The following is a 14645-nucleotide window of genomic DNA, read 5'->3' as shown; positions in this document are numbered from 1 at the left end:
ACGCCCTGTGCACGTCCGATTCGGGGGTTTTGCGTCTCGGTTCGGGATTGGCGTGGGGGTTGGTCTGATTTGACGTGCGGAGAGCACTATCGTCGAGACGTGAGCAACCGCCAACCGACGAGCCCAGCCGCCCCGCCTGAGCCGGAGCAGTTCCCGGTGTTGTGGCCCATGCAGACGCGTTGGGCCGACAACGACCATTACGGCCACGTCAACAACGTCACGTACTACTCGTACTTCGACTCGGCGGTCAACGGGTGGCTCATCTCCACCACCGGTGTCGACATCCGCGAACTCGACGCGATCGGGGTCGTGGCCGAGACCTCCTGCCGCTATCTCGCCGAGCTGTCCTTCCCCGACCGCCTGCAGGTCGGACTGGCGGTCGAACGTCTGGGCACACAGTCGATCACCTATTCGCTCGCAATCTTCCGGGAGGCCGACGACACCCTGATCCCGGCGGCGACCGGCCGGTTCGTCCACGTCTACGTCGATCCGCAGACGCGCCGCCCTGTCCCGATCCCCGATCAGATCCGCAAGGCCGCCGCCCAGTTGGCCACCCCGAACGCGGGCCGCTGACGCCCTACGTCGCCTCGTCTCCGCTGCGCCCGGCCGCCCGGTTCAGCAGCGGAGCTGTGCGCTGCGGGACGAGGTCCTGCATTACCAGCGACATGTCCGTGCGCTCGACGCCGCGGATCTTCAGGATCCGGCCCGCGAGCCGATAGAGGTCGTCGGCGTCACGGGCGACCACCTTCACCGACAGGTCGATCTGCCCGGTCAGCCCGTAGACCTCGGTGACCTCGGGGATCTGTGCGAGTTCGTCGACGACCTCGTCGAGACGGTGCTGATCGACCCGGGTCGCCACGTAGGCGGCAAGCGGATAACCCAGGCTGACGGGATCCACCCGCCGGTCGAACGAGGCGAGCACGCCCTCGGCCTCCCATCGGGCAAGGCGCGCCTGGACGGTATTGCGGGACAACCCGAGACGCTGCGCCAGCTCGACTCCCGTGGCCCGTGGTGTGCGCGTGAGTTCGAGCAGCAGACGCGCATCGGTGGCATCCAGACTGGTCATTTTCCGCAGTCTGCCAGCTAGGAGCACCCCGAAACCGTGCTTTCTGCACGGTTGGGAGCGGATCGATTGCGCACGCGCGAATTGCCCGGATGATGTGATGTACGGCACACATCATCCGGTCGGGCCTCACGAGGGCACGCTGGATCCGCACCGACGAGGTGATCCGATGGTTGTACCGACCGTCTATCCGGTCCAGTTGATCCAACCCGACGGGCGACGCGTCCTCGACACCGAGTACGGCCCACTCGTCGCCGACGTCGGCCCCGACGAACTGCGCGGGCTCTACCGCGACATGGTCGTCGCGCGACGCGTCGACGCGGAAGCCACGGCGCTCCAACGGCAGGGTGAGCTCGGCCTCTGGGCGCCGCTCCAGGGCCAGGAGGCCGCGCAGGTCGGCTCCGCCCGGGCACTCGCGCCCGACGACTACGTCTTCACCAGCTACCGCGAGCACGCCGTCGCGTTGTGCCGCGGCGTCGACCCCGCCGACATGACCCGCCTGTGGCGTGGGTGCGGACTGTCCGGATGGGATCCGCAGACGGTCGCCACCACCAACCCAGCCATCGTCGTCGGAGCCCAGGGCCTGCACGCCACCGGTTACGCGATGGGCGCGAAGCTCGACGGAGCCGAGATCGCCACCGTCGTGTACTTCGGCGACGGCGCCACGAGCCAGGGCGACCTCTCGGAGGCCATGGTCTTCTCGGTCAGCTGGGGTGTCGGCGTGGTGTTCATCTGCCAGAACAACCACTGGGCGATCAGCGTGCCCACCCACGTGCAGAGTCCGGTCCCCCTCGCCCGGCGCGCCGCCGGATTCGGGATGCCGGCCGTGCAGGTCGACGGCAACGACGTCCTCGCAGTCCTGGCGGTGACCCGGCGTGCCGTCCGGCATGCCCGCGAGGGTGCCGGTCCGTTCTTCATCGAGGCACTCACCTACCGCATGGGCCCGCACACGACCTCCGACGACCCCACCCGCTACCGCACACCCGCCGATCTCGAGGAGTGGCAGGCACGCGACCCCATCGATCGGTTGCGACGACTGCTCGAACGCGAAGGGCACGCCGACGACGACTTCTTCGACGAGGTCCGGACCACTGCCGACGACGCCGCGATGCGGCTCCGGCGCGGCACGCTCGGGATGCCCGACCCCGAACCCGCCGCCCTGTTCGACCACGTCTACGCCACCGAGCATCCGCTCGTCGAACAGGAACGCGCGGACTACGCCGAATATCTGGCGAGTTTCGGCCCCACGGAGGAGGCGCGACGATGACCACCACGACGATGACCCTCGGCGGTGCCCTCAACGCCGGACTCCGCCGCGCACTCGAACGCGACCCCAAGGTCGTCATCATGGGTGAAGACGTCGGCACCCTCGGCGGCGTCTTCCGCATCACCGACACCCTGCAGAAGGATTTCGGTGAAGGTCGTGTGATCGACACTCCCCTCGCCGAATCCGGGATCGTGGGAACGGCGTTCGGGATGGCGCTGCGCGGCTACCGACCCGTGTGCGAGATCCAGTTCGACGGCTTCGTCTATCCGGCCTTCGACCAGATCGTCTCGCAGGTCGCGAAGATCCACTACCGCACGGCCGGTGCCGTGGTGGCCCCGCTCACCGTCCGGATCCCCTACGGCGGCGGCATCGGTGCGGTCGAACATCATTCGGAATCACCGGAGGTGTACTTCACCCACACCGCGGGTCTGCGGGTCGTGAGCCCGAGTACCCCGTCTGATGCGTACTCGATGATCCAGCAGGCCGTCGCGCTCGACGACCCGGTGATCTTCCTCGAACCGAAGCACCGCTACTGGGAACGCGGTGAGATCGACACGGAGACCGCACCCGACCTGCCGCTCACGTCCGCGCGGGTCGTCCGGTCCGGTTCGGACGCGACGATCGTGACCTTCGGTGCGCTGGTCGCTACCGCGCTACGCGCAGCCGACATCGCCGAAGCGGAAGGACATTCGCTCGAGGTCGTCGATCTGAGGTCGCTGTCCCCCATCGACTTCGACACGATCGAGGCGTCGGTGCGGCGAACCGGCCGGCTCGTCGTCGTGCAGGAGGCGCCGGTCTTCTGCGGCATCGGCGCGGAGATCGCCGCCCGCACGACCGAGCGGTGCTTCTACCAACTCGAGGCACCGGTCCTGCGGGTCGGCGGATTCGACATCCCCTACCCCCCGGCCAAACTCGAATCCCACCACCGCCCCGACCCGGATCGCATCCTCGACGCGGTCGACCGCGCACTCGCGGCGTGAGGCGCACCGATGACGAATCCCGCCCGCGCAGTACAGGAATTCCGTCTCCCCGATCTCGGTGAGGGACTCACCGATGCGGACTGGGTGCACTGGGCCGTCGCGGTCGGCGATCGTGTCGAACTCAACCAGGTCATCGGGGAGGTCGAAACCGCCAAGGCCACGGTGGAACTGCCGTCGCCCTATGTCGGCACGGTCGAGGAACTGCTGGTCGAGCCGGGACAGACGGTGCCGGTCGGGGCACCCCTGCTGCGGATCGCCACCGAGGACGGACCCGCCGAGCCGGCCGGTGACAGCGGCGGCCCGTCCCGACCGTCGGTGCTCGTCGGATACGGACCCGGCGACGCCCCGCAGAGCAGACGTGCGACCCGCCGTGCCTCGGCGGACGCCGGTCGTGCCCGCGACGGTGATCCCCCTCCCGCACGACCCGACGCGAAGCCCGGCGCACGCAAACTCGCGGCTCTCCTCGAGGTCGATCTGGACACGGTGACGGGCACCGGCCGCGGCGGTGTGATCACGCGCGACGACGTGCGGCGCACCGCCGGACACGGCGACGAACCTACCGCAGGCCACGACGAAGAACCCACCGCCGAACGACCACACTCACCCGCCCCTGAGGCGTCCCCCGAACGGACCACACGGATACCCGTCGGAGGGGTGCGCAAGCGGACCGCCGAGGCAGTCTCCCGCAGCGCCTTCACCGCCCCGCACGCGAGCGTCTTCCTCACGTGCGACGCGACCGCCACCGTCGACCTGGTGTCGACCCTGCGCGCGTCGCCGGCCTTCGAAGGCGTCCGTCCGACGGCGCTGAGCATCGTCTCCCGCGCGCTGTTGCACGCGATCGCCGACGAGCCGTCGCTCAATGCGCATTGGGACGACGACACGGGCGAGATCGTGCTCCACCACGACGCGCATCTCGGGATCGCCACTGCGACCTCGGACGGCCTGAAGGTTCCCGTGGTCCGGGAGGCCCAGCGCCTGTCGTTGCCGCGCCTGGCCCGGTCGATCGCCGAGGTCGCCGACCGCGCGCGGACGGGCCGCTCCACGCCGCCCGAGCTGACGGGTTCGACGGTCTCGGTGACGAACGTCGGGGTGTTCGGGGTGGATGGGGGAACACCGATCCTCAATCCCGGCGAGTCGGCGATCCTCGCCGTCGGCGCGATCTCCGACCGCCCGTGGGTCGTGGACGGTGCTCTCGCGATCCGGAAGGTGGTCACGCTGTCGCTGTCGTTCGACCATCGGCTCGTCGACGGGGAGCAGGCGGGACGGGCACTCGCGACGATCGGTGCGTTCCTCGGCGATCCCGTGCCCATGCTGCTCGCCGACAGGTAGGTGGGTGCAGCCGCCCTGACGCCGACGGCGCCCACGCGGTGATCCGCGTGGGCGCCGTGACGGAGCAGCGACAGGTCCGGAATGCCTACAGGGCCTTCAGTTCCTCGGTGACCTCCGAGACCATCTTCTTCGCGTCACCGAACAGCATCGACGTGTTGTCGGCGGTGAACAGCGGATTGTCGATACCGGCGTAACCGGAGCTCATCGAGCGCTTGAGCACGATGACCGACTTCGACTGGTCGACGTTGAGGATCGGCATGCCGTAGATCGGGCTCGTCGAGTCCAGGCGGGCAGCCGGGTTGGTGACGTCGTTCGCGCCGATGACGATGGTGACATCGGTGCGGCCGAACTCGCCGTTGATGTCGTCCATCTCCTTCATCGCGTCGTATTCGACGTCGGCCTCGGCGAGCAGGACGTTCATGTGGCCGGGCATACGACCGGCGACCGGGTGGATCGCGTACTTGACCTCGACACCGCGGTCCTCGAGCAGCGCCGCCATCTCCTTGACGGCGTGCTGCGCCTGGGCGACGGCCAGACCGTAGCCGGGGACGACGATGACCTGGTTGGCGTACGCCATCTGGATGGCGGCGTCCGAGGCCGAGGTGGCCTTGACCGTGCCACCCGACGCCGAGGCCACACCGGCCGCCGCCTCGCCGCCACCGAAGGCGCCGAAGACGATCGCGGGGATCGACCGGTTCATGGCCTTGGCCATGAGGTTGGTCAGGATGGTGCCCGAAGCACCGACGATCATGCCCGCGACGATCATGGCCTGGTTGTTCAGCGCGAGACCGGCAGCTGCTGCCGACAGACCGGTCAGGGCGTTGAGCAGCGAGATGACGACGGGCATGTCGGCGCCACCGATCGGCAGCACGACGAACAGACCCATCAGACCGGCGGCAATGAGCAGCGCCAGGATCCACCACGAGGCCAGCGGGTCACCGTCGGCGCTGATGCCGATGTAGACGGCGATGGCGATCGACGCGAGGACGAGGACGATGTTGGCCAGCTGGAACAGCTTCGCCGACGCGACGAGCTTGCGCTCGAGAGTCTTGTTCAGCAGTTCCTGCAGCTTCGCGAAGGCGACGAGCGAACCCCAGAACGAGATCGAGCCGATGATCGCGGCGAACAGTGAACCGACGATCATGACCACGGTCGGGTCGTCGTCCAACGTCGTGAAGCTGGTGGACTCGAGATATTCGGCCCACGCGATGAGTGCGACGGTGCCACCACCGACGCCGTTGAACAGCGCGACCAGCTGCGGCATTGCCGTCATCTTGGTCTTCAGTGCCGGCGGGACGCCGAGGATGATGCCGACGGCCAGACCGCCGATGATCAGACCCCAGTTCTCCGTGTCACGGATGTCGATGAGCACCGCGACGACCGCGATGAACATACCGACGGCGGCGATGTAGTTGCCGCGGACTGCGGTCTTCGGGCCCGTCAGACCCGACAGACCGTAGATGAACATCGCGAAGGCGATGATGTACAGGACCGAGACGAGGTAGCCCATCAGGCGTCAGCCCCCTTCTTCTGTGCAGCCGGGGAGTCCTTGCGCTGCTTGAACATCCCGAGCATGCGGTCGGTGACGACGAAGCCACCGACGACGTTCAGGGTGCCGAAGACCAGAGCGACGAACAGGATGATCTTGATGCCCCAGTGGGCATCACCGGGGAGATGACCGAGCACGACGAGAGCGCCGAGCACGACGATGCCGTGGATCGCGTTGGTGCCCGACATCAGCGGCGTGTGCAGCGTGTTCGGCACCTTGGAGATGACGGCGAAACCGACGAATCCGGCCAGGACCAGAATCGCGATGTTCGCGAGTAGTTCGTTGTACATCTAGGAGTTCTCCTTCGAACGCGTCACGCAGGCGGCCTCGAGGATCTCGTCGGAGAAGTCCGGGGCCAGGGCACCCGACTCGTCGAGGAGCAACTCGATCAGCGCGTACACGTTCTTCGAGTAGAGCTCGGAGGCATGCTCCGGCATCGTCGCGGGCAGGTTGAGCGGCGAGCAGATGGTGACGTCGTGCTTGACGACGGTCTGCCCCGGCTCGGTGAGTTCGCAGTTGCCGCCGGTCTCGCCGGCGAGGTCGACGATGACCGAACCCGGCTTCATCCCCTCGACCGCGGCGGCGGTCACCAGGCGCGGCGCCGGGCGGCCCGGCACGAGCGCTGTGGTGATGACGACGTCGAAGCCCTTGATGGCGTCTTCGAGCGCCTGCTGCTGCTGGGCCCGCTCGGCCTCGGTGAGCTCGCGTGCGTAGCCGCCCTCACCCGCGGCGTCGATGCCGAGGTCGAGCCACTGGGCACCGACCGACCGGACCTGGTCGGCGACCTCGGGACGCACGTCGTAACCGGTGGTGCGGCCACCGAGACGCTTCGCCGTGGCCAGCGCCTGCAGACCCGCGACGCCCACCCCGAGCACCAGCACGGTCGCCGGCTTCACGGTGCCGGCGGCGGTGGTGAGCATCGGGAAGAAGCGGGTGGATTCGCTCGCCGCGACCAGCACGGCCTTGTAGCCGGCGACGTTCGCCTGCGACGACAGGGCATCCATGACCTGCGCGCGGGAGATACGCGGAATGGCCTCGACGGCATACGCCTCGACTCCGGCCTGCGTGAGGGCGCCGATCTGGTTGTCTGCGTTGCGCGGGGCGAGGAAGCCGATCAGGCGCTGGCCGGACTTCAGGTGGGCGATCTCGGCGTCGCTCGGCGGAGCGACCTTGACGACGATGTCGGCGGACCAGGCGTCGCCGACGGTCGCGCCGGCTTCCTTGTAGGCCGCATCCGGAATCAGCGCGCCCTGGCCGGCACCGGACTCGACGACGACGTCGAGACCCTTGCCGATCAAGGAGGGCACGATCTTCGGCACGAGCGCGACCCGCCGTTCCCCGTCGTTCGTCTCACGAACCACGCCGACGGTCGGACGGCGGTGCGCTCCGCTCCCCGTGTTCGATCCTTCGGTACTCAATTCTTGACTCCTGCGTCGATGAAAGTGCGCGTCGTGCCGCGATCGGCGGCGAAAGATGCGTTATCGAAGGCCATGTGACGGCCTGTCATGCACTGAAAGGCTTAAGCAGACCTACCGTGCCCTCCCGTAACCTCGCAACCTGGTCAGATCATCTGAATCGAGTCCGAACAGCAAGACGGCGCAAGTTTGTGAGGCAGCTCACCTCACAAATGCCATTTTCCTCCGGTGAGCAAGACCGTGCAGGACGATCGGAATCGGTCCCGAAAACGGCCCGGGAGCGGCCCCCGATGCGAAAGAAGGCGGAGTGCAAACAGATTCGTTCCGTGTGTACCGAACGGCGGTGTGTACCGATTCAGAACACTTCGGAATCGATTCAGATACTCGGTCACCGGACCCGGCCTTTGCGCTCGTCCGGCAGCCCGCGTAGGGGGTGTCCGTGACACACGAACCTCGGAAGGACCCCGCGAACGACACGCCCGCCGACTTCACGGTCGACGACGACCCCGGCACGGCCGACCTCGGCGGCGACCCGGTCTGCTGGCTCCATCTCCTCTGCCCCGACTGCGGGGCGATGCTCACCTCCGAGGAGGAACCGTGCCCGCGATGCGGCAGGGAGCACCCGATCCCGGATCCCTCCTGACCCGAGCACCTAACCTGGCCCCATGAACGTGCCGGAACCCGTCCTCGACCTCGCCCGCTCGGCCCGCCGCGTCGCCGTCCTCACCGGCGCCGGGATGTCCGCCGAGAGCGGTGTCCCCACCTTCCGCGATGCGCAGACCGGACTGTGGGAGAACTTCGACGCCACTGCCCTCGCCACACCAGCGGCGTGGGCGGACGATCCCGCGACGGTCTGGGCCTGGTATCAGTGGCGGGTCGCGCTCGTCCGGCGTGTACAGCCCAATGCCGGACACCGGGCCCTCACCGACTGGGCACGGGCGGCCCACGTGCAGATCGTGACGCAGAACGTCGACGACCTCCACGAGCGGGCCGGAAGCCACGAGGTCACCCATCTGCACGGGAGCCTGTTCGCCCCGCGGTGCAGCCGGTGCGAGCGTGCCGTCGACCTCCCCGATCCGCCGGAGGATCCCGTCGCCCGTCTCGATCCGCCGTCGTGCCCCGCATGCGGAGGCGACGGCCGGCCGGGCGTCGTGTGGTTCGGCGAGATGCTGCCGCAGGACCCGTGGGAGACCGCGACCGAGTCCCTGCGGGAGGCCGACCTGCTGCTGGTCGTCGGCACCTCGGGCGTCGTCTACCCGGCGGCCGGCCTGCCGTCGCTCGCGCGCAGTCACGGCGTGCCGGTGGTACAGATCGATCCGCGCGAGACCGATCTGAGCGATCAGGTCGACCACGCCTGGCGCACCACGGCCGCCGTGGGTCTTCCCGCCCTCGTCGACGCGCTGAGGATCGGGACCGACACACCGCGTTAAGGTGACCCGGTGAGTTCCTGTGTGTTCTGCGCCATAGCCGACGGCAGCGGTACGGCGACACGGGTGTACGAGGACGACGAGGTCGTGGCCTTCCTCGACATCCGGCCGATCGCGCGCGGGCACACCCTCGTGATCCCGCGCGTGCACGCCGCACGCCTCGAGGACCTCGATCCGGCGTCGGGCGCGGCCGTCTTCCGCGCCGGACAGCGGATCGCCCGGGCGATGACCCGTTCCGAACTCGCCACCGACGGAACCAATCTCGTCCTGAACGACGGACGGGCAGCCTTCCAGACCGTCTTCCACACCCACCTGCACGTCCTGCCCCGCTGGGGCGGCGACCGTGTCCGGATGGGTATCGGTCTGGTCCGCCGTCGACCCCACGACCCCGAGACCACCGCGGCGCTCATCCGCGCCGGTCTCGACCGTCTCACCGCCGAGGAGCACCAGTGACATCGCAGCCCGACACCACCCCCGGCACCTCCGCTGCCGAGTTTCCGATCGACACGATCCGGCCGCTGCTGCTCGAGCAGTTCGCCGTGATCGACGACCTGCTCTCGGGACCGACCGAGGACGAGTGGAACGCCGCCACCTGCCTGCCGGGATGGACCGTCAAGGACATCACCGCGCATCTCATCGGCACCGAGTCGATGCTCGCGGGCATCGAGGCTCCGCGCGTCGAACGCGACGTGCGCTCGTTCGACCACGTCCGCAACGACATCGCGGCCTTCAACGAGCTGTGGGTGGAGTCGCTGCGTCCCGTTCCCGGCCCGGACGTGCTCGAGCGCTACCGGGAGATCGTCGCCCTGCGCACGGAGCAACTCGGCGCGATGACCCAGGCGGACTTCGGGAAGCAGTCGAACACTCCCGTCGGGCCGGCGCCCTACGGACGCTTCATGCGGATCCGCGTGTTCGACTGCTGGCTCCACGAACTCGACATCTGCGACGCTCTCGGCAGGACGGGCAGCGAGGGCGGCCCGCGTGCCGAACTCGGATCCGCGGAGGTCTTCGGTGCGGTTCCGTTCATTGTGGGCAAGCGCGGCAAGGCCCCCGAGGGAGCACGCATCACGATCGAGCTCTCCGGTCCCCTCGCACGCACCGTCCACGTCGAGGTGCACGGACGGGCCACCGAGGTCCCGGCCCTCTCCGAACCGGCCACCACGACGATCGCGATGGACTCGGGACTGTTCGTTCGGCTCGCCGGAGGACGCGTGCGCGCCGAGGACCGAATCGACGAGATCACCCTCGGCGGCGACACCGAGGTCGGGCGCCGCATCGTCGACAACCTCGCGTTCACGATCTGACGTCGTGCGGCTGTTCCTGTCCTCCTACCGGTTCGGCGCCGACCCGGACACCTTCGTCCGTCTGGTGGCGCCGGGCCGGATCGCGGTGATCGCGAACGCCGCCGACGCGTGGCCGGCCTCCGCCCGCGCGGCGGCGGTCACGAGCGAGATGGGCCCGCTGCGGTCGCTCGGCTTCGCTCCGGAGGAGGTGGATCTGCGCGATCACCTCGACGATCCCGACTCGCTGCGGCAGCGACTGTCGGGCTTCACGTCCGTGTGGGTGCGCGGCGGCAACACCTTCGTCCTGCGAGCGCAATTGGCCCGCAGTGGAGGCGACGCCGTGCTCACGGATCTGGTGCGCAGCAACCGTCTCGTGTACGGGGGATACAGCGCCGGGGCCTGTGTCGCGACACCGTCGCTGCGCGGCATCGAGTTCTCCGACGACCCCGACGAGGTCGCCACGACCTGCGGTATCCCGGTGGTGTGGGACGGACTCGGCTGGGTCGAGCACGCGATCGTGCCGCACGCCGGCGACTCGCTGCTGGCCGACGACGGGATACAGCGGACCCTGCTGTACCTGCGCGAGCACGGCGTCGAGCACGTGGCGTTGACCGACGACGACGCGATCGTCGTCGACACTCCTCCAGAGCACGCCCCGAGTACGGTGACATCATGACGCAGAACATCGACGGCACCGAACCCCGGATCGAGCACGACGCCGACAAGGCCCGCTTCGCGCTCTATCTCGGCGACGACCTCGCGGCCTACGCCGACTACACGCAGCACGGCGACCTGCGGGACTTCGACCACACCGTCACCGACCCGCAGTTCCGCGGTAAGGGTCTCGCCGGGATCGTGGTGAAGCACGCCCTCGACGAGACCAAGAAGCGGGGACTGAAGATCGGTACGTCCTGCTCGTACGTCGAGAAGTTCGTCTCCGAACATCCCGAATACCGCAACTGATCCGTCACACCTGCACGTCGCGGCGGCGGAAACCCACGATCGCCGCTGCGACGAGCAGCACCGCCGCGACCGCCTGGATGATCAGCGGCATCGCCGTCGCATTCTCTGCGGGCACCAGCGGGATGTGCGAGAACGGCGACAGTGCGACGAGTTCGTCGGGTAGGTCGAGCATCTCGCCGAGCCACGCGACGAACACCGTCCACACCACCAGCACCCACACCAGCCCGGTCGCGCGCGGCACGCAGCCCAGCAGCGCGAACGCCACGGCGACGACGAGGATCGCCGCCGGCGCGTAGGCCAGGGACGCCGCGATCATCCGCAGCACCCACGCCCAGTCGCCCACCGCGAATGCGACCCCCAGTCCGGTCGCGGCGCCGGAGACGAGCAGCGCCACGACCATCTGGACGACGATCACACCGAGTGCCGCGGACAGCCATGCGCTGCGCCCGGTTCCGGTGATGATCACGAGACCGGACCGTCCGCCGTCCTCCTCGCTGCGCATTCGCACCACCGCGGACACACCGAAGGCGGTGGCGCCGAGGGCGAGGAACATCAGCATCATCCCGGCGAAGGAGGCGGTGAGGGCGTCGGGATCCACGCCGACCATGTCCAGCACCTGAGGCATCTCGTCGATGAGATCCTCCACGGAACTGGCGAGGGCGCCCATCGCGACACCGAACAGCACCAGTCCCGTCAGCCATCCCACGAACGCTCCGCGCAGCAGGCGCCGGATCAACCCCACCGGACCGAGCAACGCGGAATCGGCCTCGGCGGGGCCTGGTTTCGGCGCCCGTAGACCGGCTCCGAGGTCGCGGCGCCGCGACAGCGCAACGGCGACGGTGAGCAGCACGACCGTCGTGGCGACGGACAACAGCAGCGGCCACCACCGCTCGTCGACGTAGAGCCGGGTCTGCTGGGCCCAGGCGATCGGCGAGAGCCACGACAGCCACGACCCGGTGGCCTCGATGATGTCGCCGGCTCCGCGGACGAAGAAGGCCGCGGCGAGCACTGCGAGCGCGGTGCCCGTGGCCGAGCGGGAGTGCTCACCGAACTGGGCGGTCACCGCGGCGACTGCGCCGAAGAGCACCCCGGTGACGGCGGAGGCCACACCGAAGGCGATCGAGCCGACGACATCGAGCCCGCCGGCGATGAGCGCGACGGTGATGCCGGTACCCACCACGAGATTCGCGACCGAGACCAACAGCAGGGCGGCCGCCGGCGGGGCGTAGGCCCCGACGGGCAGAGCCCGCAGGAGTTCGAGCCGGCCGGATTCCTCCTGCGCTCGGGTATGCCTGACGACGAGCAGGATGCTCATGATCGCCGTCGCGACGAAGACGGTCAGACTCAGCTCGTTCGCAGTCATCGCCCCGAGCGTGTAGTTGTCGATCCCGTAGGCCGGTCCCGTCATGAGCACGGCTGCCGGATTCTCCAGCAGGGCCGCGCGGGCCTGCCGGGAGGCCTCGTCGGGATAGACCGCGGCCAGGCTGAGGACGGTCGACCACACCGTGAGGGCGAGCGCGAGGGTCCAGACGGTGATCCGCACGCGGTCCAACCGCAGGTAGAACCGCAGCAGTGTGCCGAGCCCGGTGAACGGTGCCGCGGACGTCGCGGAGGTACCGCTCGGGGTCGGCACTGCTGTCGGTGTCGTCGTGGTCATCATGAGGACACCTCCTCCACGGCACCGGCACCGGCACCGTTCCCGTCACCGGTGTCGAAGGTGTCGCCGTAGTGCCGCATGAACAGCTCTTCGAGTGACGGGGGTGTGATGGTGAGGTTCTCGACGCCGAGTCCGGCGAGTTCCTGCAGGACCGGTGCGAGGGCGGTGTTGTCGACGTCGAACGCGAGCCTGCCGTCGTCGGTGGAGAGGTCGTGGACTCCGGAGAGCCCGGCCAGTCGCTCGGCAGGGGCGGTGGTCGTGGCCCGCACGGACGAGCGGGTCAGGTGCCGCAGTTGTGCGAGGGTGCCGGTCTCGACGTCGCGTCCGGCCCGGATGATCGTCACCGTGTCGCAGAGCTTCTCGACCTCGGCGAGGATGTGGCTGGACAGCAGCACGGTCGCGCCGCAGTCGCGGAGCCTTCGCACCTCGTCGGTGAAGACCGCCTCCATGAGCGGGTCGAGACCCGAAGTGGGTTCGTCGAGCAGGTAGAGCTCGGCGTCCGATGCGAGGGCGGCGACGAGTGCGACCTTCTGCCGGTTGCCCTTCGAGTAGGTGCGGGCCTTCTTCGTCGGGTCGAGTTCGAACCGTTCGAGGAGTTCGGCGCGACGACGCGTGCGCGCCTCTCCCCCGCGGATGCGGGTGAGGACGTCGATGATCTCGCCCCCGGTGAGGGTGGGCCACAGATTCGTGTCGCCGGGCACGTACGCGAGTCGGCGGTGGATCGCGACGGCGTCGGTCCACGGGTCGAATCCGAGGACACGGGCGGTGCCGGAATCGGCACGCAGCATTCCGAGCAGCACGCGGATCGCCGTGGACTTGCCGGCGCCGTTCGGTCCGAGGAATCCCGCGACGGTGCCGCGTTCGACGGTCATCGAGAACCCGTCGAGAGCTCTGGTGGTTCCGAATGTCTTGACGATGTCGCGGATTTCGATAAGAGGGGTGTCCATCTTTCCTCCGTCAGGAGTCGGGGGGTGCCTCACGCGCTGCCAGACAGGCGTCGAGAAGGGTCGAGTCCGTCAGCAACGGCTCGGTGTAGAGCTCGAGCATCGGCAGCGCGAGGCGTTCGGTGTAGGCGCGCAGCCTGGCAGGAAAGGTTTCGAGGTCGAGGTATTCGTCGGGACCGGGAAGGTCCATGAGCACGGCGCCGACGCTGAACGCGATGAGGGCACGTGCTCGTTCGGAGGGGAACCGGCTGGGCCGCACGGTTCCGGCGGCCACAGCCTCCTCGAGATAGGCCTCGGTGTCGGCGACGAGCCGGTCGAGGAAGTCGGCGGCGGGGGCGCCGCCGGTCCGGAGGGTGCGGAAGAGGTAGGCGACCGTGGTCGCGTAGTTCTCGATGTGTTCCATCTGGTCGTTCAGCGCGGCCGGTCCGACCTTCGGGTCGAGGACGGCACTCTTCGCCTGCCGGATCCCGTCGAGCACGTACCGGTCGCAGTGTTCCTTCAATCCGGCGCGGGATCCGAAATGGTGCACGATCAGCGAGGCGCTGACGCCGCACTCGGCGGCGATGGTCCGCAGCGGCACGCCGACCCCGTACGCGGCGATGCACCGGATGGCAGCGTCGCGGATCCGTGCACGGGTGGTGAGGTCGTCACCGGCGGCGGTTGAATGCACGTTTCAAGGATTGCACACGTGTTCAACCCGGTCAACGCACCGTATGTGTCATCTCACGGCATGTGCCATCGGAGCACGTGCCGCACCGGTGCGCGGGC

At 68.7% G+C, this 14645-nt stretch carries 17 protein-coding genes; 10 read left to right on the top strand and 7 right to left on the bottom strand.

Annotated features, from left to right (window positions below):
• Positions 1 to 99 precede the first annotated feature (99 nt).
• Positions 100 to 573 carry a thioesterase family protein gene (locus K3M35_RS17945; RefSeq protein WP_024103679.1) on the top strand — a complete coding sequence of 158 codons (474 nt, stop codon included), beginning with the start codon at positions 100 to 102 and terminating at the stop codon, positions 571 to 573.
• Between the two features lie 4 nt (positions 574 to 577).
• Here K3M35_RS17945 and K3M35_RS17940 read toward each other — a convergent pair whose 3' ends face one another.
• Positions 578 to 1066 (bottom strand): Lrp/AsnC family transcriptional regulator, encoded by a 489-nt coding sequence (locus tag K3M35_RS17940; RefSeq protein WP_019288945.1) that lies wholly within the window; start codon positions 1064 to 1066, stop codon positions 578 to 580.
• A 166-nt stretch (positions 1067 to 1232) separates the two neighbouring features.
• On the opposite strand from K3M35_RS17940, the gene pdhA reads away from it, so the two are divergent.
• From pdhA to K3M35_RS17925, 3 genes are read left to right on the top strand one after another with little or no spacing between them, the layout of a single operon-like run.
• Entirely contained in the window at positions 1233 to 2330 is a 1098-nt protein-coding gene (gene pdhA, locus K3M35_RS17935) for a pyruvate dehydrogenase (acetyl-transferring) E1 component subunit alpha (protein WP_220666825.1), read from the top strand.
• Positions 2327 to 3310 (top strand): alpha-ketoacid dehydrogenase subunit beta, encoded by a 984-nt coding sequence (locus K3M35_RS17930; protein ID WP_006552547.1) that lies wholly within the window; start codon positions 2327 to 2329, stop codon positions 3308 to 3310. The genes pdhA and K3M35_RS17930 overlap by 4 nt, the downstream gene beginning before the upstream one ends.
• A 9-nt stretch (positions 3311 to 3319) precedes the next feature.
• Entirely contained in the window at positions 3320 to 4639 is a 1320-nt protein-coding gene (locus K3M35_RS17925) for a dihydrolipoamide acetyltransferase family protein (RefSeq protein ID WP_220666824.1), read from the top strand.
• 85 nt (positions 4640 to 4724) lie between these two features.
• Here K3M35_RS17925 and K3M35_RS17920 read toward each other — a convergent pair whose 3' ends face one another.
• From K3M35_RS17920 to K3M35_RS17910, 3 genes are read right to left on the bottom strand one after another with little or no spacing between them, the layout of a single operon-like run.
• Positions 4725 to 6149, bottom strand: a complete 1425-nt coding sequence (locus tag K3M35_RS17920; protein WP_006552917.1) for an NAD(P)(+) transhydrogenase (Re/Si-specific) subunit beta — start codon at positions 6147 to 6149, stop codon at positions 4725 to 4727.
• The gene (locus K3M35_RS17915) at positions 6149 to 6478 is read right to left on the bottom strand and encodes an NAD(P) transhydrogenase subunit alpha (RefSeq protein ID WP_006552916.1); all 330 of its coding nucleotides are present in this window, start codon (positions 6476 to 6478) and stop codon (positions 6149 to 6151) included. Before K3M35_RS17915 ends, K3M35_RS17920 begins: the two co-directional genes overlap by 1 nt.
• Positions 6479 to 7606 carry a Re/Si-specific NAD(P)(+) transhydrogenase subunit alpha gene (locus K3M35_RS17910; protein WP_006552915.1) on the bottom strand — a complete coding sequence of 376 codons (1128 nt, stop codon included), beginning with the start codon at positions 7604 to 7606 and terminating at the stop codon, positions 6479 to 6481. It lies immediately after the preceding gene.
• Positions 7607 to 8042: 436 nt separating this feature from the next.
• Here K3M35_RS17910 and K3M35_RS17905 point away from each other — a divergent pair, with 436 nt between their 5' ends.
• The 6 genes from K3M35_RS17905 to K3M35_RS17880 are packed head-to-tail and all read left to right on the top strand — an operon-like array spanning position 8043 to position 11276.
• The gene (locus K3M35_RS17905) at positions 8043 to 8246 is read left to right on the top strand and encodes a hypothetical protein (protein ID WP_006552914.1); all 204 of its coding nucleotides are present in this window, start codon (positions 8043 to 8045) and stop codon (positions 8244 to 8246) included.
• Between the two features lie 22 nt (positions 8247 to 8268).
• On the top strand, positions 8269 to 9033 hold the full coding sequence (locus tag K3M35_RS17900; RefSeq protein WP_064256615.1) for an NAD-dependent deacylase: 765 nt from the start codon (positions 8269 to 8271) through the stop codon (positions 9031 to 9033).
• A gap of 9 nt (positions 9034 to 9042) precedes the next feature.
• Positions 9043 to 9483: an HIT family protein gene (locus K3M35_RS17895; protein WP_220666823.1), complete on the top strand. Its 441-nt coding sequence runs from the start codon at positions 9043 to 9045 to the stop codon at positions 9481 to 9483.
• Positions 9480 to 10334 carry a maleylpyruvate isomerase family mycothiol-dependent enzyme gene (locus K3M35_RS17890; RefSeq protein WP_019288937.1) on the top strand — a complete coding sequence of 285 codons (855 nt, stop codon included), beginning with the start codon at positions 9480 to 9482 and terminating at the stop codon, positions 10332 to 10334. The genes K3M35_RS17895 and K3M35_RS17890 overlap by 4 nt, the downstream gene beginning before the upstream one ends.
• 4 nt (positions 10335 to 10338) lie before the next feature.
• Entirely contained in the window at positions 10339 to 10989 is a 651-nt protein-coding gene (locus K3M35_RS17885; RefSeq protein WP_220666822.1) for a Type 1 glutamine amidotransferase-like domain-containing protein, read from the top strand.
• Entirely contained in the window at positions 10986 to 11276 is a 291-nt protein-coding gene (locus K3M35_RS17880) for a GNAT family N-acetyltransferase (protein ID WP_220666821.1), read from the top strand. Before K3M35_RS17885 ends, K3M35_RS17880 begins: the two co-directional genes overlap by 4 nt.
• Before the next feature lie 4 nt (positions 11277 to 11280).
• On the opposite strand, the gene K3M35_RS17875 is transcribed toward K3M35_RS17880, so the two are convergent.
• The 3 genes from K3M35_RS17875 to K3M35_RS26690 are packed head-to-tail and all read right to left on the bottom strand — an operon-like array spanning position 11281 to position 14547.
• Positions 11281 to 12936 (bottom strand): ABC transporter permease, encoded by a 1656-nt coding sequence (locus tag K3M35_RS17875; protein ID WP_231411917.1) that lies wholly within the window; start codon positions 12934 to 12936, stop codon positions 11281 to 11283.
• The gene (locus tag K3M35_RS17870; RefSeq protein WP_217579952.1) at positions 12933 to 13880 is read right to left on the bottom strand and encodes an ABC transporter ATP-binding protein; all 948 of its coding nucleotides are present in this window, start codon (positions 13878 to 13880) and stop codon (positions 12933 to 12935) included. The genes K3M35_RS17875 and K3M35_RS17870 overlap by 4 nt, the downstream gene beginning before the upstream one ends.
• A 10-nt stretch (positions 13881 to 13890) precedes the next feature.
• Positions 13891 to 14547 (bottom strand): TetR/AcrR family transcriptional regulator, encoded by a 657-nt coding sequence (locus K3M35_RS26690; protein WP_220666820.1) that lies wholly within the window; start codon positions 14545 to 14547, stop codon positions 13891 to 13893.
• Between the last annotated feature and the right edge of the window lie 98 nt (positions 14548 to 14645).

The organism is Rhodococcus sp. DMU2021, assembly GCF_019641445.1.
Classification (GTDB): domain Bacteria; phylum Actinomycetota; class Actinomycetes; order Mycobacteriales; family Mycobacteriaceae; genus Rhodococcus; species Rhodococcus pyridinivorans.
The sequence above is the reverse complement of the archived record's forward strand: the minus strand, read 5'-3'. Positions and strand labels throughout refer to the sequence as shown.